The following is a 21,055-nucleotide window of genomic DNA, read 5'->3' as shown; positions in this document are numbered from 1 at the left end:
TGACCGTAAACGACGAACAATCGACGTTGCCGGCGGATTATCCGTCAAGAATATGTGACAGATTAGCGCAGCAGCAAGACGATAGTTCGCCGCACCGCCGCTCACGTAACCAATTCTTTACGCAATAACTGCCCTTTTCTCCCTTATCAGACCCAACCCAGGGCTGCATAACCGCACGAGCTGGCGTATTCCTGAGTCCAATACAACAACAAAGCCCCAGCAGGAGGCAGTGATGAAGAGCACGCAATACCTGGCGCGTGAACCGGATGACAGCGGCTTTATCCATTACCCGGAGGCCGAGCATCAGGTGTGGAACACCCTTATCACCCGCCAGATCAAGGTGATCGAAGGCCGCGCCTGCCAGGAATACCTGGACGGAATCGAGCAGCTCGGCCTGCCCTATGAGCGCATTCCGCAGCTCGGCGAGATTAACCAGGTGCTGCAAGCCAGCACCGGCTGGCGCGTGGCGCGGGTGCCGGCGCTGATTCCCTTTCAGACCTTCTTCGAGCTGCTGGCCAGCAAGCAATTCCCGGTAGCGACTTTTATCCGCACGCCGGAAGAGCTGGACTACCTGCAGGAGCCGGACATCTTCCACGAGATTTTTGGCCACTGCCCGCTGCTGACCAACCCCTGGTTCGCCGAATTCACCCACACCTACGGCAAGCTCGGCCTAGCCGCCAGCAAGGAAGAGCGCGTGTACCTGGCGCGGCTGTACTGGCTGACCATCGAGTTCGGCCTGGTTGATACCAGCCAGGGCCAGCGCATCTACGGCGGCGGCATTCTTTCTTCGCCAAAAGAAACCCTCTACTGCCTGTCCGATGCACCGCAGCACCTGGCCTTCGACCCAATCGAGGCAATGCGCACGCCCTATCGCATCGACATCCTGCAACCGTTGTACTTTGTTCTTCCGGAACTTAAGCGTCTGTTCGAACTGGCCCATGAAGACGTCATGGCCATGGTGCAGCAAGCCATGCGCCTTGGCTTACATGCACCGAAGTTTCCGCCGAAAGCGGCATAACCTTTGTAGGATGGCCCCACACCCATCCTACGGCTCACTTTTGACCCTCGGAGAATCCCCATGTCCCTTGCCCAAGCCCAATGCGAAGCCTGCCGCGCCGATGCGCCAAAAGTCAGCGATGACGAGTTGGCCGAACTGATCCGCGAGATTCCGGACTGGAACATCGAAGTTCGTGACGATCATATGGAGCTGGAACGGGTCTACCTGTTCAAGAATTTCCGCCACGCCCTGGCCTTTACCAACGCCGTCGGTGCCATCGCCGAGGAAGTCGGCCATCACCCGGCCCTGCTCACCGAATGGGGCAAGGTCACCGTGACCTGGTGGAGCCATGAAATGCGCGGCCTGCACCGGAACGACTTCATCATGGCCGCACGCACCGATGTGCTGGCTGCAGGTGCCGAGGGCCGCAAGTGAGCCATTTCCACAGCATTGTGCGAGTGCCGGGCGATCCGATTCTCGGCCTTATGGACGCCTACCGCGCTGACCGTAACCCGGCCAAGCTCGACCTCGGCGTGGGCGTGTACAAGGACGCCCAGGGCCTGACGCCGATTCCCCGCGCGGTAAAGCTCGCGGAACAGCGGCTGGTGGAAAGCGAAACAACTAAGAGCTACATCGGCGGCCATGGCGAACCACTGTTTGGCAGCCTGCTTAGCCAGCTGGTACTGGGCGCAGACAGCCCGCTGCTGGCTGAACGCGCTGGCGCCACCCAAACGCCTGGCGGCACCGGTGCGCTGCGCCTGTGCGCGGACTTTATCGCCCACTGCCTACCGGGCCGTGGCATCTGGCTGAGTGACCCGACCTGGCCAATCCACGAGAGCATCTTTGCTGCCGCCGGCCTACGCGTTGGGCATTACCCCTATGTCGGCGCGGACAACCAGCTGAATGTCGAGGCGATGATCGCCGCCCTCGCCCACGTGCCCAAAGGCGATGTGGTGCTGCTGCACGCCTGCTGCCACAACCCCACCGGCTTCGACCTCACCCCGCGTGACTGGAAGCGCGTGCTGGAGGTGTTAAAAGCCCGCGAGCTGCTGCCGCTGATCGACTTCGCCTACCAGGGTTTTGGCGATGGCCTGGAACAGGACGCCTTTGCCGTGCGCCTGTTTGCCGCCGAGTTGCCCGAACTGCTGATCACCAGTTCCTGCTCGAAGAATTTCGGCCTGTACCGCGAACGCACCGGCGCACTGATCGTCTGCGCCGAGACTGCAACCAAGCTGCAGGATGTACGCAGCCAGCTGGCGTTTATCGCCCGCAACCTGTGGTCTACGCCGCCGGCCCACGGCGCGGCGGTGGTTGCCAGCATCCTGGCTGACACTGAACTGCACAGCCTCTGGGTCAGTGAACTGGACGCCATGCGCCAACGTGTTGCCAGCCTGCGCGCCGGTCTGGTTGAAGCCCTGCAACCGTATGGCCTGAATGAGCGCTTTGCGCATATCGCGGCGCAGCGCGGGATGTTCTCCTACACGGGCCTGAGCCCAACCCAGGTGCAACGCCTGCGTGATGAGTTCAGCGTGTATATGGTCGGCTCAGGCCGGGCCAATATGGCCGGGCTCGATGCTGAGCGACTGGATCAGTTGGCCAGCGCCATTTCGCGCGTCTGCAGCGACTGACGCGCGCCTGAGCCCCGCACAGCCGCCGGGGCTCGGGTAGCAGCATGTGCCGACAAGCTTGCTATAGTCGCCGCACGCCCATCGCACCGAGACGCCCGTGCCTCGCTTGTTGAATTTCGCCTTCCGACTGTACCAGCGCATCTTGCACAGCCTGGCCCTCTATCCAACGCTGATCGCATTGGGTTTCTTCGTTTTGTGCCTGCTCAGCATGAGCATCGAATACCAGCCCTGGATGATGTCGCTCAAAGGCGAGTTTGATGTCGGCCTGGTGCGCAATGCCGACAATGCCCGTTTGATTCTCGGCACGCTGGTCGGCGGCATCCTCTCGCTGATGGTGTTCAGCTTCTCCATGGTTATGGTGGTGCTCAACAATGCCGCCGCCGCGCTGTCACCGCGCGTAGTGCCTGGCCTGATCAGCGATAAAAGCCATCAGAAGACCCTCGGTTTCTACCTCGGCACCATCCTTTTCTCGCTGCTGCTGATCACCACGATTGAACTGGACAACTCAACCCAGGTACCCAGCCTCGGTGTACTGATGGCACTGGCGATGGGCATCGCCTGCCTGGGCCTGTTTGTGCACTTTATCCACTCGATTTCCCGCTCGATTCAGGTGGAGTACATCCTCAACAACCTGTACCACACCACCCTGGCTAAACTCGCCGCGCGCGAGGCCAAGCTGGCCGCTATCGACAACCTGCCCAATTGGCCAGAGGAGCAAAACTGGCAGGAGGTCTGCGCGCAACGCAGCGGTTATTTCAAAGAACTGAACGTCAACACGATCAACACCATTCTGTGCGAGCACGACCTGCGCATGACCGTGATGATCCACCGCGGCTTCTTCGTGATGAGTGGCCGGCCGCTGTTCAAGCTTGACCGCCAGGTCGATTCGGCAATCACTGACGCGCTACTCGACTGCTTCGATTTCTTTCTCGAGGAATACGCGCACTCCCACTACCTGTTTGGCTGCACGCAGATGTCGGAAATCGCCGTTAAGGCGCTCAGCCCCGGCATCAACGACCCCGGCACGGCGATTACCGCCATCGACCTGCTCAGCGTGCTATTCAGCAAGCGCCTGGCGTTGCCGGACCTGGATGTCACCCTGGCGGACGATGGCCCGCCACGCCTGCTGCATTACGAACTCTCGCTGGATGAGTTGCTGCAACGGGTATTCGGCCCCATTCGCCACTACGGCTGCGCCGATGTGAGTGTGCTGATCGGGTTGCTGCAGGCCTTCAAGAACCTGCTCTACCAGCCGCTGCGCGCAACGCAGAAAACCGATCTGCTGCGGCATGTGCGCAGCGTGCAGGAAACCGCCGATCAGCACCTGTGCAACAGCCGCGATCGCCAAGCGATCAACCAGCTGCTCGAACGCATCAATCAGACCAGTTCAGCCCTGGAGCCGATTGCCCTGCTTGGCATACCGGGCAGCAAGGGTGCGGAAGACAACACCCAGCAACCCTCGACCAGCTCGCGGGAAGCCTTGTAAACGTGCCGAAAAAGTAAAGTGATGACTGCGGTCTGTATGGGTGCAGCACAGTGCTTCAGCGCCCTCGGCGCACGCAGAGGCAATGCCTGGAAAAATCAAAATACCGTTCATCTATAAAATTAACCGTTTAAAAACAACAGCTTAATTCGTTACCTGGCTAAGCACTGGCACCCTTCATGCTTGCACTCAGCGGCATAGTTCCCTAGGGTAGGTCGCCATGTGGTCCCTGATTGCCCCTATCAGCTCGTTGCTCGGTGGGGTTGCATTACTCCTCCTCGGCAATGGTCTGCTCAACACCCTACTGACCCTGCGTGGTGTCGCCGAAGGCTACTCCACCTCGATGCTCGGCCTGATTATGTCCGGGTATTTTGTCGGTTTTCTCCTTGGCACCTGGCTGGCGATTCCGCTGGTCCGCCGCGTTGGGCATATCCGTGCGTTTGCCTTTTGCGCCGCCCTCGCCGCCATCACCGCCCTGCTGCATGTGCTGATCGTCGACCCGTGGGTCTGGCTGGGCCTGCGCGTGCTTTACGGCCTGGCGCTGGTCAGCCTGTATATGGTGATTGAGAGCTGGCTTAACGCGCAGGTGCCCAACGACAAACGTGGCCAGGTGTTTGCCGTGTACATGGCGGTCAACCTCGGCGCGCTGGCCGCCGCGCAGCAGCTGCTCAACCTGGCCTCGCCCAGCGACTTCGTGCTGTTCGCGCTTGCCGCCATGCTGATCAGCGCGGCCTTGATGCCCATCACCCTGACTCGGCAGATCCAACCCAGCGTGCCGGACACCCTGCACACCAACCTGCGGCAGATCGCCGGTATCGCCCCATTGGCGCTGGCCGCTGCGGGCTTATCCGGCCTGGCCCTCGGCGCCTTCTGGGGCATGGCGCCGGTGTACGCCAGCCTGAACGGCTTCGATGCCACCGGTGTGGGTTTGCTGATGAGCAGCACGATACTTGGCGGCGCCTTGCTGCAATGGCCGATTGGCATCTACTCGGATAAACACGACCGCCGCCTGGTGCTGTTCTGGGTGGTCGCGCTGGCCGTAGTGGTTGCCGTACTGATGAGCCTGTTACCGGCCGGTCGCCTGCTGCTCGGGCTGATGTTTATCTGGGGCGGCTTGGCCTTTGCCATCTACCCGATTGCCGTGGCGCAGCTGATCGACCAATTGCACAGCGATGAAATCCTCGCCGGCTCCAGCAGCCTACTGATGGTCAACGGCATCGGTTCGGTGTGCGGCCCGCTGCTCGCCGGCCTGCTGATGCAGCACCTCGGCGCCCAGGCGCTGCCGCTGTATTTCGCCGCCACGCTCGGCCTGCTGGCGGCTTACACGCTGTACCGCCTGCGTCATGTCAGCGACCTGGTCAGCGCACCGGCCGGGCACTTTATGCCCATGCTGCGCACCAGCCACACGGTGCTTGAGCTGATGCCCGATGCACCGCCCACAGACGACCCAGACCCAACTGACTCACATGAGGACCCGCCCAACCCGGCGCCGCAGACGCCTGGGTAAACCAAGAGACGAACGCCCCGTGGCGCAATCGTCCATAGCTCGTCGGCTTTTGTCGGCGCGTCACTGCACCCACTTAACTGGACAGGAAGACAGCGCATGTTACTTGCCACCGATCTCGATGGAACCTTTCTCGGCGGCGATCCCAAGGATCGCTTAAGCCTTTACCAAACCATCGCCGCCCACCCGGAAATCCGCCTGGCCTACGTCACCGGCCGCAGCCTGGAATCGGTGCTGCCACTGCTGGCAGACCCGACCCTGCCGCAACCGGATTTCATCATCTCCGACGTTGGCGCCAGCCTCGTGCACGGCGACACCTTGCAGCCAATCCAGCCGCTGCAAAGCGCGGTGGACGCCCTCTGGCCCGGCGACAGCCAGGTTGCCAGCGCCATCGAACGCTTTGCTCTGGAGCGCCAGGACGTACCGCAGGTGCGCCGCTGCTCCTACTTCTGCGGCCCGGAGCAAGCAGCCAACCCGGAACTGCTTGAAGTTGCAGAAAGTCTGGGCTGCGACTTGCTCTACTCAGCCGAGCGATACCTGGATTTTCTGCCCAAGGGCGTCAACAAGGGCAGCAGCCTGCAGGCGCTGATCGACTGGTTGGAACTGGACAACGACCAGGTGCTAACGGCTGGCGACACCCTGAATGATCTGAGCATGCTCAGCGGCCAGTTCAAGGGCGTCTGCGTCGGCGCATCCGAGCCGGGCTTGTTGCAGGCCACGCGGCAGTATTCGCGGGTATTCCACGCTGAGCGCGCCGGTTGCGGCGGCATTCTTGAAGCCTTTGTGCACTTTGGCTTTCTCGGCAAACAGGGCATCGCCGCCGAAGGCAAGCAAGTTGCCGAACCCGGCAAGGCCGATCTGGTGATGGTCTACCACCGCCTGCCCTATGAAGAATTCCGTGGCGCCGATGGCAAGCTGCAGCGCCGCCGTCCGACGTCACCCAACGGCATTATTCCTACCCTGCTGAGCTTCTTCGGCGATGGTCGCGCTGGCTCCTGGGTGGCCTGGGCCGAGCATGACGAAAACAGCGGGGAAACCTTCGACAGCCACACCACGGTGGATGCCGAGCGTTACCCAAAGCTGACCGCCGCGCGGGTGGCGCTGAGCAAGGGAGAGGTCGACATTTTCTACAAGCGCTTCTCCAAGGAAGCCTTCTGGCCGACCCTGCACACCTTCTGGGAGCGTGCGCAGTTCCGTGAAGACGATTGGCAGGTGTTCCTCAAGGTCAACCGCGCTTTTGCCGAGCGCACCGCCCTGGAAGCAGCCGAAGGCGCCACCGTCTGGCTGCACGATTACAACCTGTGGATGGTCCCCGGTTACCTACGTGAGCTGCGCCCGGACCTGCGCATCGCCTTCTTCCACCACACCTACTTTCCCTCGGCGGATGTGTTCAACGTGCTGCCCTGGCGCCGGCAGATCATCGGCAGCCTGCTGCAATGCGACTACATCGGCTTCCATATCCCGCGCCAAGTGGAAAACTTCGTCGATGCCGCGCGCGGCGTGATGCCGCTGCAAACCGTCAGCCGGCAGAACTGCGCACCACGCTTTATCACCTATGGCTGCGCCGTGGGCCTGGAGCGCATGACCACTGCCGTGGACACCGGCAACCGCGTGGTCAAACTCGGTGCCCATCCGGTGGGCCTGGATATCGAGCGAGTGCGCAGCGCCCTGGCCGCACCGAAGATCAGGGAAATGATGGAACGTCTGCGTAGCGAACTTGCCGGGATCAAACTGATTCTCTCGGTGGAGCGCCTCGACTACACCAAAGGCATTCTGGAAAAGCTCAACGCCTATGAGCGCCTGCTGGAAGAAAACCCCGAGCTACTGGGCAAGGTCACCCTGGTGACCGTGTGCGTGCCGGCGGCCAAGGAAATGACCATCTATGACGAGCTGCAAGGGCAGATCGAACAGGCCGTGGGCCGTATCAACGGCCGCTTCGCCCGCATCGGCTGGACGCCGCTGCAGTTCTTCTTCCGCAGCCTGCCTTTCGAGGAAGTCAGCGCCTGGTACGCCATGGCTGACGTGATGTGGATTACCCCACTGCGCGACGGCCTCAACCTGGTGGCCAAGGAATTTGTCGCCGCTCAAGGCCTGCTGGATGGGCGTGGCGTGCTGGTGCTCTCGGAATTTGCCGGCGCCGCCGCCGAGCTCAAAGGCGCTCTGCTGACCAACCCGCACGACCCCATGGATATGACGCAAACCTGTTACGTGGCGCTAAACATGCCCAAGGCCGAAGCCCAGGCACGTCTGCGTGAGCTATTCGATATCGTCAACTACAACGATATCCGTCGCTGGGGTGATGAGTTCCTCGCCGCCGTCAGCGACCCGCAGGAGCAACTGGACCGCGCCCTCGGGCTGGTCGGCTAGGTGGCAACGGGGCAGCTGCATCGTTCAGCTGCGCAGAGCCAAGCCTGCATACCTAACCCATCTGGGCATCAATATCGCAGTTAATCATCCAGCCGACGCCAAAGCGGTCGGTGAACATGGCAAAGCGCGTGGCCCAGAAGGTCGCCTGCAACTCCATCTGCACCGAACCGCCCGCTGACAGCGCTTTATACAGGCGCTCGGCCTCCGGTACGTTTTCCACCTGCAGGGAAACCGAAGCGCCCTTGATGCCCTCGTACGGCATACCGAGGAAGGTGTCGGACGCCATCAGCAGCTGATCGCCCACCGTCAGGCAAACGTGCATCACACGGTCATGAAACTGCTCCGGCACATTGCCTGCTTCCGGGCTTTCGCCCATGCGCATCAGCTCCAGACTGCCGCCCAGGCATTCGGCGTAATAGTTAAAGGCCGCTTCGCACTGGCCATCGAAGGTCAAGTAGGTATGGATCTTCATCTGCACTCTCCTTAGAACTCGCGTACTTGATTGATAACCTGCCACTGCGGCTTTTTCCGGGCATGTAATGGCAGACCGCAAACCCAAGGCTAGGTTCTGTACGTGAGTCGAACGGCGAAATGGCCAATCGACAGGCGTGCAAAAAGTACTGAAGTTAACCCCCGCTCACAGCTGACGCGGGTGAGGCAGCGAACGCTCTGCCAGCTGACTGCTCAGATAATCGAGAAAGCAGGTGATGCGCGAGGTCAGCGCAGTATTGCGGTAATACACCGCATGAATCGGTTGACGCACCTCGACGGTGTCGCGGGCCATCAGCTGTACCAAGGCACCGTTGGCCCGGTCAGCGCCGGTCATAAAGTCTGCCAGGCAGACGATTCCAGCACCGCTCAAGGCCAGCTGGCGCAAGGTCTCGCCGCTGGACGCGCTCAGACTCGGAGTAATGCTGTAGGCATCGCCCAGCGCATGGCGCAGCGGCCACTGGTTAAGGCTGTCGGGCTGGGTAAAGCCGAGCAGGCTATGCCCGCTCAGATCTTCAACACTTTTCGGCGTGCCCTGTGCCTTGAGGTAAGCCGGGCTGGCGAGAATACGCAGGCGATTACTGCCAAGTGGCCGCGCATGCAAGGTGGAGTCGCGTAATGGACCGATACGTATTGCCACGTCGGTGCGCTGCTCCAGCAGATCGATAATCTGGTCGCTGCTGTGCAGCTCCAGCTGAATCTCCGGGTACAGCGCCCGAAAACCCGCCACCAGCGGCACCACTGCATGCAGCATGAATGGCGCGGCGGCATTTACCCGCAAGCGCCCTGCTGGCGTTTGCCGGCGCACCTTCATCTGCTCTTCGGCGCTTTCCACGGCATCAAGTATTTTGCGCGCCTGTACCAAGAAGGCCTGGCCCTCCTCGGTCAGTTCCAGACGCCGCGTGGTGCGGCGCAACAGGGTGACATCGAGCTTTTCTTCCAGCCGACTCAGCGCACGGCTGACACCGGAAGCCGTCTGCGTCAGTTGTTCGGCAGCGGCACTGATCGAGCCGCTGTCCACCACGCTGACAAAGGCCAGCAATTCATCGAGGGTCGTTTTCATTCATGCATATTAGTCAAATATTCACGCCTGAAAACACTGCCTTTACTCACGAAAATAAGCTGAAAACGGCTGTCTTACCACGCAGCCGACTGTAAGCAGATTATTAGAAGTCGACCTTGCCACGCCCGGCCTTGATCGTACCGCGGATGCTCTTGCCTTCCAGGCGGCGTTTTTTCGAACCCAGGGTCGGTTTGGTCGGACGGCGGGCTTTCTCAGTTTTAGCGGCGCTGCGAATCAGCTCGGCCAGGCGCTCCAGCGCGTCGGCGCGGTTCTGCTCTTGGGTGCGGTACTGCTGGGCTTTGATAACCACCACACCTTCGGCGGTGATGCGCCCGTCGCGCAACGCCAGCAGCCGCTCCTTATGGAACGGTGGCAAGCTGGATGCCTGGATATCGAAACGCAGATGGATCGCGCTGGACACCTTATTGACGTTCTGCCCACCGGCGCCCTGGGCACGAATGGCGGTCAACTCGACCTCATCGTCGGGCAGGTGAACGCTGTTGGAAATGATCAGCATGGCGTGCAAGTTCAGAAACCAGGGTGCACAGGATAACTCGCAGCACTGCCTGTCGACACAATGGCGCTCAGCGTAATGCGCGCGACGGCGAAGCAAGAAAGCAGTTCAATCGCCTTGGTGGCATGTCACGGGCCCAATTAGGTTGTCGCCGGCCAAACAAAACTCGGGCCCCACACCTAAACAGCGGCACATCCCCCACGAAAATACGCATCAGATGGTTTAGCGAACGGTTTACGGGGCTCTCGACCATCGTTTATTTGCGCGCCCAGCATCGCCGTTAACGGCCACACATCACGCCTGTCGCAAGCACGCGCCATTGGCACAGAGCGTTGCAAACGCAAGAGAAGGAAATACGAAGTAAACGCATTAGCTGTACACAGCCAGGCGATTGATATGACTCGGAAAACCATTCCCGTTAAACAAGCAAAAGGCGCTACTGCACTAGGCTATGAGTGACCTAGACTGTGGAAAAACAGAGGCCATTGCTATGCCACTCCGCTCGCTCCTGACCTTGGTCCTGTTAACCCTGTTTTGCTCATCATTACACGCCAAGCCGCTGCTACGCGTGCTGGCCTGGCCCGGCTATGCCGATGCGGACTTAGTCGACGCCTTTGCCGAACGCTATGACGCTGACGTGGAAGTCACCCTTGTCGGCAACGATGATGAGTTGCGCCTGAAATTGAGTAAGGACGGCGGCCAACATTACGATGTGATTGCGGCCAACACCTCAGAAATCAACTATTTCGTGCAGCAGCAACTACTGCAGCCTCTGCGCTTGTCGAATTTGACCCAGCGTAGCCGCCAGCTTCAACAGTTCCGTCAACTCAATGACATCCCAGGCTTGATGCACGATGGGCAGGCGTATGGCGTTCCATATGCCTATGGCGAGATGGGGTTGATCTATAACCGCAAAATGATGAGCCGCCCACCGACCTCCATCAACAGCCTGTGGGACCCACGCTGGCAGGGCCAAGTGCTGGCCTATGACGGCAGCAGTCATAACTTCTCCCTGGCTAGGCAAACCTTGGCTAAACCGCCCTTCGCCATCCCCAGCGAAGACATGCCCGCCACCGTTGACAAGCTGATTGCGCTGCGGCGCAACGTGTTGAGCTTCTACAGCCTGCCAGAAGAGTCCGTCAGCCTGTTCATGCAAAACTCCATTGCCTTGATGTACGCCAACTACGGTCGCCAGCAACTCAAGTTACTCCAAGATGCGGGCGCTGATGTGGATTACGTGATCCCTCAGGAAGGTGCTCTCGCCTGGCTCGATTGCTGGGCCATTACCCGCACCACACCCAACCGTGACCTGGCTGAACAATGGATCAACTACACCCTGGAACCGCAAGTCAGCGGTGCTCTGACCGAGCGCCATGGCCTGGAAAACACACTGCGTACCCTGCAAGCCTCAAGTACTCCTCTGCGCCTGATTTGGCTAGAGCCGGTGGAAAACGCCGAACTGCGCGCCAAGCTCTGGAAATCCATACTCGCCGGTGATCGTCCGGGAAATGTGGTGCTGCCTTGAAATTACGCCTGGGCAATAAACTCACCGTACTGCTTTGCATGTTCGGCTTGCTGCTGGGCGGTATTGCCAGTTACTACTCGCTCAGTAGCAGCAAGCAAATATTGATTGCGGCTGCCAAACGCGACCTGCTGCTGGCTAACCAAGTGCTGGGACGCAACCTGCAGATCAGTCTGGAAAATTTTGCCAGAGACCTAAAGGTACTGAGCGACCAATCGCAACCGGTTGAAGTGCTGCAAGACATGCCGAATAACAGCAAGGAGGTAGAGGAATTAGCCAGGCTGTTCACCTCAATGCTGGATGCTCACCCCGAGTACCAACGGATTCGCCTGATCGAAGCCAAAAACTATGGCTTAGAACGCATCAATGTTGATCGTCAGGGCATCGTTGCCAGCACGGCGTTACAAGAAAAGGGCCACATTCCCTATGTATTCAAAACGCTGAAACTGTCGCCCGGCCAGCAGTTCTTCTCTGAGATAGCCCCTTCGCGCCTGGATCCCGACAAAGCCTTAACGCTGCACATCGCCAGCCCCATTTGGACAAACGAACCCCGTGCAGTGGGGGTGATCGTTCTGAGCATCGACGTTAAAACGCTGTTCAGCCGGCTAAAGCGCGAGCTACCGGACTACTACCAGTTTTTTTTAGCCAACAGCCAGGGCGAATTACTCCTCAATCCAGAGCGTGAGCAATCCCAAGATCAAGGCTCTATTGCAATGCTGCAAGCGCAGCTGCCGGAGATTCTTACGCTGCTGAGCGGTAAAAGCAGCAGCATGCTTGGCATTCTGCCCGCTAAACGCGAACAGCCCTCACGACTGGCGGCATTCACGACCATCAGCATCGAAGCCGAAAGTAATCATTTACTCCTCGGTCTAGCGGTTCCCGAAAAACATATTCTGCAAGCATCCCAAGCACTCGATCAGCGCCTGATTCAGATCATCGCCGCGCTCGGCCTTATCACCCTGATACTGTCCTTGTGGCTTGCACGACAAATGATTCGCCCGTTGAACCAAATCGGCCTGGCGATAGCCCACTTCAGCCAAGACCTCAGCCTGCAGCCCCTGCCAACCGAGCGGGGGGACGAGCTCGGCAAGCTGGCCCGGGATATCCGTGCCATGCAGGAGAAAATCCTTGCCCAGATCATCCAGCTCAACACCAACCAGCAAGAGCTGCAGCGCATGGCGCATATCGACCCATTGACCGGGCTACCCAATCGCCGCCTGTTTTTCGATCGTTTAGAACATGCAATCAGCAACGCAGAGCGCAGCGGGAAATTATTGGGCTTGCTCTATGTCGACCTTGATCACTTCAAGGAGATCAACGACACCCATGGCCACGCCGCGGGTGACGAGGTGTTGAGTAACGTGGCACACCTGCTGGTCTCAGTAACCCGCAGCGGAGATACCGTGGCCCGCCTGGGCGGTGACGAGTTCGTCATCCTGTTTGACGAGGTGGAAAGCCGCGCGACCCTGCTGGGAATAGCTCAAAAACTCCTGTCCTTGCTGCAAAACCGTCTGTTAATTGATGGTAAAGACCTTCAGGTAAGGGCCAGTCTCGGTATCAGCCTGTACCCGCACGACGGCAGCGATGCGCAAACGCTGCTGCAAAACGCCGACCGCGCCATGTACAGCTCCAAGCGCAGTGGGCGCAATACAATCACCAGCAGCCACATCACATAAGTACCCCGTGCAGTTGCGGCTGTTGAATATGCCTACCTGCTACTCACGCGCGACCTGACTCGTGCTGCCGACACTGAGTTGCCCCATGGTTGTGGCATTTGGGGCATCAGCCATTGCCCTGTGAATGTGCTGCGGTCATCACTCACACCGCGCAGAACTGCCAGTGCCGACGGTGCCACCGCACATCTGATCCGCTTTTTATTTGAAAACCTGAGTCTGTTACTCAAACAGACGTGCTCGCATTATGCCCCTCGCCTGATAAAGCCCGACGAGGCCCGCAATGAGCGAACGCATACCCGCGCAGATCATCGAAACCATCGACCCGCGCCAACCTATCCGCCTGACGCCGTCACAAGCGGGTGGACCGATTCATACCCGCAGTTTCAGCGGCCGTTTTCGTAACCTGCGCCTGTACGGAGCAGGTTTGCTGTTTCTGATTTTCTTCGGCACCGCATGGCTTGACTGGGATGGCCGGCAGGCGGTGCTGTGGAACTTGGCCGAGCACCGCTACTACATTTTTGGCGCAACCTTCTGGCCGCAAGACTTCATATTGCTCTCGGCATTACTGATCATCGCCGCCTTCGGTTTGTTCGCCATCACGGTAGTGGCTGGGCGCGTATGGTGTGGCTACACCTGCCCGCAAAGTGTGTGGACCTGGGTGTTCATGTGGGCGGAGAAGATCACCGAGGGCGAACGCCACCAAAGGATCAAGCTGGATGCGGCCCCCTGGTCGCTGAACAAGTTGGCGCGGCGCAGTGCCAAGCACGCCATCTGGCTGGCGGTTAGCCTGCTCACGGCCCTGACCTTTATTGGCTACTTCACGCCAATCCGTGAGCTCACCCGCGATCTGCTGAGTTTTCAACTGGAGAGCGGCACGCTGGTCTGGGTGCTGTTTTTTATGACGGCTACATACCTGAACGCCGGATGGCTACGTGAGAAAGTCTGCGTGCACATGTGCCCCTACTCACGCTTTCAAAGTGCCATGTTTGACGACGACACTCTGCTGGTGGCCTACGACGCCACGCGTGGTGAAAGCCGTGGCCCACGTAAGAAGGAAAGCGATCACAAAGCTGAAGGACTGGGTGATTGCATAGACTGTTATATGTGCGTGCAAGTGTGCCCCACCGGTATCGACATCCGTGATGGCCTGCAGATCGACTGCATCAGCTGCGGAGCATGCATCGATGCCTGCGATTCCATCATGGACAAAATGGGCTATGCCCGTGGCCTGGTTGGCTACCACTCAGAACGCGAACTGCAGGGTGGCAAAACCCACTGGCTTCGGCCACGGCTGATTGGCTACGGCATCGCGTTGGTGTTAATGATCGGGGCCTTCATCTGGGCATTGCATGACCGCTCGATGCTGTCCATTGATGCAGCCAAAGACCGCAGCATGTTCCGTGAGAACCAATTGGGGCAGATCGAGAACACCTACCTGCTCAAGGTGATCAACAAGACCCAGCAACCACAGCGCTATGCGCTGTCACTGGCCAACAGCCCTGATCTGCGCCTCCAGGCACCTGCACAACTGCAGCTCAACCCTGGGGAAATCCTCGACGTACCGGTGACCGTGATCCAGGAAAACCAGCAGGCCACATCCAGCACCCTACCCGTGCAGTTCGTGATCCAGAACCTTACCAATGCCCGTGAGCAGGCACAGACGCAGAGCATCTTTCTCTCACCCAGTGGGCGCTGAAAGTCGCATGGTCAAGCAACTCCCCGTAGAGTGCGCGAATCTGCAACGCGCGCCTACGGACACGATGAAACGCTACGAGATATTTGCCGACCAGATTGCCGAACTGATCCGCAGCGGCATGCTCGCGCCTGGCGAAAAAGTGCCCTCGGTGCGCCACGCCAGCCGCACCTATGGGGTCAGCCCATCCACGGTGTTCCAGGCCTATTACCTGCTGGAAGACCGTGGCCTGATCCAGGCGCGCGCCCGCTCCGGTTACTTCGTGCGCGAGCTGGCGCGGCATTCCCTGGCCGAACCGGAAACCAGCCAGCAGCCGACCCAGACCACCGAGGTGGATGTCAGCGAGTTGGTGTTCTCAGTCCTCGCTTCGCTTAAAGACCCAGGCACCGTACCGTTCGGCTCGGCCTTCCCCAGCCCACAGCTATTTCCCCTGCCACGCCTGGCCCGTTCAATGGCCCAGAGCGTGCGCGACATGCAGCCACAGGCGGTGATTGCCGACATGACCGAGGGCAACCCCAGCCTGCGCCGGCAAATTGCCCTGCGTTATATGGTCAGCGGCGTGATGCTGCCATTGGAAGAACTGGTGATCACCAGTGGCGCCATGGAAGCACTCAATCTGTGCCTGCAAACCGTCACCCAACCCGGTGATCTGGTGGCCATCGAGGCGCCCGCCTTTTACGCCACGCTGCAGGTGCTGGAGCGTTTGAAGCTCAAGGCCGTGGAAATCCCGGTCAACCCACGTGAAGGCATCGACCTGGACGTGCTCAGCGAGCGCCTGGCCAGCCTGCCAATCAAAGCCTGCTGGTTTATGAGCAGCCTGCAGAACCCGCTGGGCGCGAGCATGAGCGATGACAAAAAGCGCGCCCTTTATGAGGTGCTCCATCGCCATCAAGTACCGCTTATAGAAGATGACGTGTACGCCGAACTGTACTTCGGCAGCCAACCGCCTAAACCCGTCAAGAGCTTCGACCGCGACGGCCTGGTGATGCACTGCGGCTCGTTCTCCAAATGCCTGGCCCCGGGTTATCGGGTTGGCTGGGTGGCCGGCGGACGTTATGCCGAGCAGATCAGCCGGCTCAAGCTGATGACAACTATTTCGCCTTCCGTACCAGCCCAGGCCGCCCTGGCCGATTACCTGCAGCACGGCGGCTACGATCGCCACCTGCGCAAACTGCGCCATGCTCTGGAAGCGCAACAGGCGTCAATGCTCGCCTCCGCCGCACGCCATTTCCCCGCCACGACCAAGGTCTCTCGCCCCAGCGGGGGCTATTTCCTCTGGTTCGAGTTTCCTGAGCAGGTTGATGCACTGCGCCTGTTCCAACTGGCCCTGGCCCAGGGCATCAGTCTGGCACCAGGGCCGATCTTCTCGGCCACCCGGCGCTTCGGCAACTGCGCCCGCCTGAATTACGGCCATCCTTGGGATGTGCAGAGCGAACAGGCGATGGCTGTGCTGGGGCGCATACTCGCCTCGTTCTGATCAAGGCTACGCAGGCCGTATACAGCGGCCTGCTCATGATCAATCGGCATAAGGCTATTACAGCCTCACGCTCAGCCTGTACAACTTTCGTATAACCCGACAGATGATCTGCCTGCTGAGCCTGGCAGATCAATTCGCCCTTCATGAACCGCAATAAACCGCATATTTACGGGCATTACGGCCATTTCAAGGACTCCTGTGCAGCGCCGTTACCGGCCATCGATCACTATGGCTACAACCCAAAACAAAATTGTACAAAGCAATTATTCTGTATAGGATTTGCACAAGAGAGTACTCACCACCTGCCGAGCCTCCCCTTAACGCAGTAAGCAGTCGCCGCCCCAAGGGGCAAGAGGAGTCGATTTCATGCAATCACAATTGAGTATTGCGCAACGCCTGAGCCTTGGATTTGGCTTGATTCTGTCACTGATGATCCTAATTACCCTCATCGGTGTAATACGCGTTGGCTTTATCGACGAGACCCTGACCGCAGTCAGTGAAGGGGCCTCGCTCAAGCAGCGTTATGCCATCAACTTTCGTGGCAGCGTGCATGATCGCGCCATCGCCATCCGCGATGCCGTGTTGGTGGATAACGATGTGGCGCTGAACCGCCAACTGAGCGAAATTCAACGCCTTAAAGACTTTTATCAAGAGTCGGCGCGATCCATGGACAGCTTGCTGCGCGAACAAGCGCCAACAGCTACCGAACAGCGTCTTCTGAGCGATATTCAGACTATTGAGCGCAGCACCCTGGCCTTGACCGAGCAATTGGTCAGCCTGCGCAGTCAAGGCGATACGGACGCAGCTAGAACTCTGCTGATGGAGCAAGCCTCCCCGGCTTATCGCGAATGGCTCAAACGCATCAATGCTTATATCGACCATCAGGAACAAGAAATTGGTCAGGATATTGGTGCGGTGCGTGAGGCCGCCGGCGGCTTTCGCCTGCTGATTCTGCTGGTTACCGCTGCGGCCGTACTGCTGAGCATTGGCGTGTCACTGATCATCATCAACAAGTTGAAATCCACGCTGGGCGCCGAACCCTACAAAGTCGCCGAGATTATTCAGCGTCTGGCCAATGGCGAACTCAATCAACGCATCCAGACCCACTATCCGGACAGCGTTATGGGCGCCCTGCAGGACATGGTCAAACACCTGGCTGATACCATTACTCAGGTACGCGGAGCCGCCAGCGAATTGACTCTGGCCTCAGACCAACTGCTGACCACATCCGACAGCAACAATAAACAGATCCGCCTGCAATCCAGCGAGGCTGAGCAGATGGCCACCGCCATCAACCAGATGGCCGCCACCGTCAATGAAGTGGCCAACTATGCCGCCAGTGCAGCCTCCGCCACCCGCAACGCAGACAGCGAAGTCGCAACCGGCAATCAAGTTGTTGGCGCTACCGCCAGCGCCATCCAGAACCTGGCGCGCACCCTGGAAAGCGCCGCCGAAAGCGTGCAGCAGGTGTCCACGGACAGCGAGAGCATTGAGAAAATCATCGAGGTGATTACCTCCATTGCCGAGCAAACCAACCTGCTCGCCCTTAACGCCGCCATTGAGGCCGCACGAGCGGGTGAACATGGTCGTGGCTTTGCCGTGGTGGCCGACGAAGTACGCTCCCTCGCTACCCGTACCCAGGATTCCACCCGGGAAATTCGCGGCATGATCGGCAAGCTGCAGGAAGGTGCAGGCAAAGCCGCCGAAGTGATGCGCAACAGCCGTCAACTGGCCCAACAAACCGTCGAACAGACCGGTCAGGCCGAGACTGCGCTGAACAAGATTCGCCGCGAAGTCACCGCCATCAACGAAATGAACGCGCAGATAGCCAGCGCCTCGGAAGAGCAAAGTTCGGTGGCTGAAGAGGTCAACCAGAACATCAACCGCATCCACAGCGCCACCCTGGAAACCTCCTCCGGCTCCGAACAAGTGGCAGCTTCCAGCCGTGAACTGGCCACCCTGGCCAATCGCCTAACGGACAAAGTCAGCTTCTTTAAGTTATGACTGTAGCCAAGGAGAGCTCTGGCGCAGAGGCCATAGATTCCAATGCGCGGGGCGATTTGCACTATTGATTTCGGCAGAGTAATGGCACAGTGATATCATCCACTATGTTCTACAATCCTACAGCGCGACAGTATCAGTAGTGCCTGCCTCTTCTACGGAGTCACCTTATGACCTTCTCCGCTCGCCGCCTGTTTTCAACACTTGTTTTACTGACTATCAGTTCAGCGCCTTGGGCGGAGACTTCCTGGCAGGAGCAACCGTCAGGGCCGCTGATACTCACTATCAGCGGCGAACTGGACTGCTGCCCCAGTGGCACTGCCTATTTTGACCTGCAACGCCTGGATGCTCTGCCGCAGAGCGTTGTCAGCACCATGACCCCCTGGACTGAAACCACCGACAGCTATTCAGGTGTCAGACTGAGTGAATTGCTCACAGCCCTGGGCGCCAAAGGCAATAAGATAAGTGCAACAGCACTCAATGATTACAGCACTGAGTTCAGCAGTGATGCCTCGCTAGAGTACCCGGTCATTTTGGCAACCCGCCGCAATCAGCAATTGATGCGTGTACGCGACAAAGGGCCCATCTGGATCATGTACCCGCTGAACGACTATCCGCAGTTACGCAAAGAAGAACACCACCACGCCATGGTCTGGCAGCTCAAATCTCTGCAGATCAGTGAGTAATTCAGATGCGGCGTCTGCGTTATGTCTTTTTGTTGTTGGTGACACTGGGCTTTGCCATTGGTATCGCGGCATCACTTATCAGCAGCCAGCGCAGTGCAGAATTGACCTCCAGCCGTATCCAGCTATCCGCATGGTCGTTAGCCCAGCTTGAGCATGAATTTCTAAAGTTTCACTCCAGCCTGCGGCTATTTCAGGCAGATAAGCTGCTGGCAGAACAGCTGCAGCTTGACTACGACTTGCTTTGGAACCGTTTGGAAGTTTTCCTCAATGGTGAAGAAAACCGTGCGATTCGCGAGCGCTTTGATGCCGCCGCGCTGGCAAGAAGCCTACTGAACCAGCTGAAACAGGATGAAGCTCTGCTGTTTGCGCCCCAACTGCAGCCAAGCGAGCAAGTCGAGCAATTGATTACGACTTACAGCCAGTATCAACAGCCCATTCGACGACTGATTGTGCGCAATTTCACGGGCCCAGAGGCGGCCAGTATCGTCGATGAAGCTCATGCCCAGCGCTTTCTGACTCAAGGCCTTCTGCTCGGTTTACTGTTTTGCGGCGGAGCCCTGCTGTCGCTGCTGTTCTTTGAAAGCCGTCGCAACAACTTTCTTGCGCGCAACGACGCCCTGACTCAGCTACCCAACCGCCAAAGCCTATTAGCACTACAAACCGGCAGTGTGAGTCCCACTGCATACAGCGCTGTTGCCGTAATCGAGATGAACAACTTTCGCACGGTCAACGAAACCATCAGCCATGAGGCAGGCGATCGCCTACTGGAAAGAATTGGCCAGACCTTGAACCAGTTAAAACCCGAAGGCAGCTTTATTGCGCGCGTTGGCGGTGATGAGTTCCTTATGACGTTTAGTGAACGCTTCCCTGCTGACTTGGTCATTGAAACCCTTAAAGCGCTGACAAAAGCCCTGAGCTTTGACTTCCAGAGTGATAAGCAGCTTTTTCAGGTCAACGCCCGCATTGGCGTCGTATTCAACAGCGACAATACCCACAGCATCGAAAAGCTTTACTACTGCGCAACGCTTGCTACACGCGAAATGCGCCTGAGCCACACCCGTGGGCTCAAGGTATTCGATGAAGAAATTAACAACCGTTATCTGCGCAGTCAGCAGCTGCTGAGCGATCTACGCCGCGCCATAAATGGCACGTTCCCCGGCCTGGCGCTGCATTACCAGCCGATTCTCGGGCTCAAGCAAGATGTCATGGGCGTTGAGGTGTTGCTGCGCTGGAACCATCCAAGCATGGGTTACATCTCGCCGCTGGAAGTCGTGGAACTGGCCGAGAATAATCAGCTTGGCTTACCGTTTGGCCGCTGGTTGCTGCAACGACTGAAGCAGGATCTTTATAAACTGCCGGACGAGATGCGCGAGCATCTGTACTTTTCTATCAACGTATCGCCTTCCCAGTTCACCCCACGCTTACCTAACAGCCTGGCCAAATGGCTAGCAGATGCGCCCATAAGCGCAGATCAGTTGCTGCTGGAAATGACCGAGTCGATTTCTGTGGCCAATTTCAATGAGTGCCAAGGCATTCTGCAGCAGATAAATGCACTAGGCGTTGATATTGCACTGGATGATTTCGGCACCGGTTACTCCTCGCTCTCCTACCTCAGCAGCTTAAAAGTGCAGCGCATAAAAATTGATAAATCCTTTATCCAGGGCATCAGCCAAGATCTGCAAATGCAGAGGGTTGTGCGCAGCATTATCGAGCTGTGTCACGGTTTCAATTTCAGCGTCATCTGTGAGGGCATTGAAGAAAGTGCTGATGACCAGCAGATTCGCTCGCTTGGCAGCGACTATGCCCAAGGCTACTTCTACGGCAGGCCGATGGCTTTGCCTGGCTTGATCGCCTGGTATAGCGAAAACCGCCCGCAGCTACTCTTCAGCGCCCAAGAAGTGCATGATCATCACGTGCGCCACTGAAACCTTTGCTTGAAAATTAGCCGCTGCCAA

At 58.6% G+C, this 21,055-nt stretch carries 16 protein-coding genes and 1 pseudogene; 14 read left to right on the top strand and 3 right to left on the bottom strand.

Translation table 11 applies throughout. The features are described 5' to 3' along the window. Nucleotides 1–232: 232 nt before the first annotated feature. The 6 genes from phhA (at nucleotide 233) to ggpS (ending at nucleotide 7,979) form a co-directional block, all read left to right on the top strand. A complete protein-coding gene (gene phhA / locus CUR33_RS15385) occupies nucleotides 233–1,018 on the top strand; it encodes a phenylalanine 4-monooxygenase (RefSeq protein ID WP_289240214.1) in 786 nt (261 codons plus the stop codon). A gap of 60 nt (nucleotides 1,019–1,078) precedes the next feature. After that, nucleotides 1,079–1,432, top strand: coding sequence for a 4a-hydroxytetrahydrobiopterin dehydratase (locus tag CUR33_RS15380; RefSeq protein ID WP_090253520.1), 354 nt, complete (start codon nucleotides 1,079–1,081; stop codon nucleotides 1,430–1,432). After that, nucleotides 1,429–2,625, top strand: coding sequence for an amino acid aminotransferase (locus tag CUR33_RS15375; RefSeq protein WP_289240213.1), 1,197 nt, complete (start codon nucleotides 1,429–1,431; stop codon nucleotides 2,623–2,625). Before CUR33_RS15380 ends, CUR33_RS15375 begins: the two co-directional genes overlap by 4 nt. 97 nt (nucleotides 2,626–2,722) lie before the next feature. Then, the gene (locus CUR33_RS15370; RefSeq protein ID WP_289240212.1) at nucleotides 2,723–4,111 is read left to right on the top strand and encodes a DUF2254 domain-containing protein; all 1,389 of its coding nucleotides are present in this window, start codon (nucleotides 2,723–2,725) and stop codon (nucleotides 4,109–4,111) included. A gap of 217 nt (nucleotides 4,112–4,328) precedes the next feature. After that, entirely contained in the window at nucleotides 4,329–5,615 is a 1,287-nt protein-coding gene (locus tag CUR33_RS15365; RefSeq protein WP_160087100.1) for an MFS transporter, read from the top strand. Between the two features lie 96 nt (nucleotides 5,616–5,711). Further along, complete coding sequence (ggpS, locus tag CUR33_RS15360) at nucleotides 5,712–7,979, top strand: glucosylglycerol-phosphate synthase (RefSeq protein WP_170048868.1); 2,268 nt, start codon at nucleotides 5,712–5,714, stop codon at nucleotides 7,977–7,979. A 52-nt stretch (nucleotides 7,980–8,031) separates the two neighbouring features. Here ggpS and CUR33_RS15355 read toward each other — a convergent pair whose 3' ends face one another. The 3 genes from CUR33_RS15355 to arfB all read right to left on the bottom strand — a co-directional run bounded on the left by CUR33_RS15355 (nucleotide 8,032) and on the right by arfB (nucleotide 10,048). Next, complete coding sequence (locus CUR33_RS15355; protein WP_289240211.1) at nucleotides 8,032–8,451, bottom strand: VOC family protein; 420 nt, start codon at nucleotides 8,449–8,451, stop codon at nucleotides 8,032–8,034. A gap of 165 nt (nucleotides 8,452–8,616) precedes the next feature. Continuing rightward, nucleotides 8,617–9,531 carry a LysR family transcriptional regulator gene (locus CUR33_RS15350; protein WP_289240210.1) on the bottom strand — a complete coding sequence of 305 codons (915 nt, stop codon included), beginning with the start codon at nucleotides 9,529–9,531 and terminating at the stop codon, nucleotides 8,617–8,619. 103 nt (nucleotides 9,532–9,634) lie between these two features. Then, nucleotides 9,635–10,048, bottom strand: a complete 414-nt coding sequence (gene arfB, locus CUR33_RS15345; RefSeq protein ID WP_289240209.1) for an alternative ribosome rescue aminoacyl-tRNA hydrolase ArfB — start codon at nucleotides 10,046–10,048, stop codon at nucleotides 9,635–9,637. 487 nt (nucleotides 10,049–10,535) lie between these two features. Between arfB and CUR33_RS15340 the strand changes: the two genes are divergently transcribed. The 8 genes and pseudogenes from CUR33_RS15340 (at nucleotide 10,536) to CUR33_RS15310 (ending at nucleotide 21,025) form a co-directional block, all read left to right on the top strand. Continuing rightward, a complete protein-coding gene (locus CUR33_RS15340; protein WP_289240208.1) occupies nucleotides 10,536–11,570 on the top strand; it encodes an extracellular solute-binding protein in 1,035 nt (344 codons plus the stop codon). Beyond that, entirely contained in the window at nucleotides 11,567–13,243 is a 1,677-nt protein-coding gene (locus CUR33_RS15335; RefSeq protein WP_289240207.1) for a diguanylate cyclase domain-containing protein, read from the top strand. Before CUR33_RS15340 ends, CUR33_RS15335 begins: the two co-directional genes overlap by 4 nt. 280 nt (nucleotides 13,244–13,523) lie before the next feature. Further along, complete coding sequence (gene ccoG / locus CUR33_RS15330) at nucleotides 13,524–14,939, top strand: cytochrome c oxidase accessory protein CcoG (protein WP_289240206.1); 1,416 nt, start codon at nucleotides 13,524–13,526, stop codon at nucleotides 14,937–14,939. Nucleotides 14,940–15,003: 64 nt separating this feature from the next. Next, complete coding sequence (gene mapR / locus CUR33_RS15325) at nucleotides 15,004–16,413, top strand: GntR family transcriptional regulator MpaR (RefSeq protein WP_289240376.1); 1,410 nt, start codon at nucleotides 15,004–15,006, stop codon at nucleotides 16,411–16,413. A 366-nt stretch (nucleotides 16,414–16,779) separates the two neighbouring features. Further along, nucleotides 16,780–17,295, top strand: a pseudogene (locus CUR33_RS20790) (MCP four helix bundle domain-containing protein); the annotation flags it as partial. A 240-nt stretch (nucleotides 17,296–17,535) separates the two neighbouring features. After that, nucleotides 17,536–18,417: a methyl-accepting chemotaxis protein gene (locus CUR33_RS20785; protein WP_448703177.1), complete on the top strand. Its 882-nt coding sequence runs from the start codon at nucleotides 17,536–17,538 to the stop codon at nucleotides 18,415–18,417. 167 nt (nucleotides 18,418–18,584) lie between these two features. Beyond that, the gene (locus tag CUR33_RS15315; RefSeq protein WP_160087118.1) at nucleotides 18,585–19,100 is read left to right on the top strand and encodes a hypothetical protein; all 516 of its coding nucleotides are present in this window, start codon (nucleotides 18,585–18,587) and stop codon (nucleotides 19,098–19,100) included. Nucleotides 19,101–19,105: 5 nt separating this feature from the next. Next, the gene (locus CUR33_RS15310) at nucleotides 19,106–21,025 is read left to right on the top strand and encodes a putative bifunctional diguanylate cyclase/phosphodiesterase (protein ID WP_289240204.1); all 1,920 of its coding nucleotides are present in this window, start codon (nucleotides 19,106–19,108) and stop codon (nucleotides 21,023–21,025) included. Nucleotides 21,026–21,055: the final 30 nt, after the last annotated feature.

The sequence above is a fragment of the Pseudomonas sp. FEMGT703P genome (assembly GCF_002786345.1).
GTDB lineage: Bacteria > Pseudomonadota > Gammaproteobacteria > Pseudomonadales > Pseudomonadaceae > Aquipseudomonas > Aquipseudomonas peli.
The sequence above is the reverse complement of the archived record's forward strand: the minus strand, read 5'-3'. Positions and strand labels throughout refer to the sequence as shown.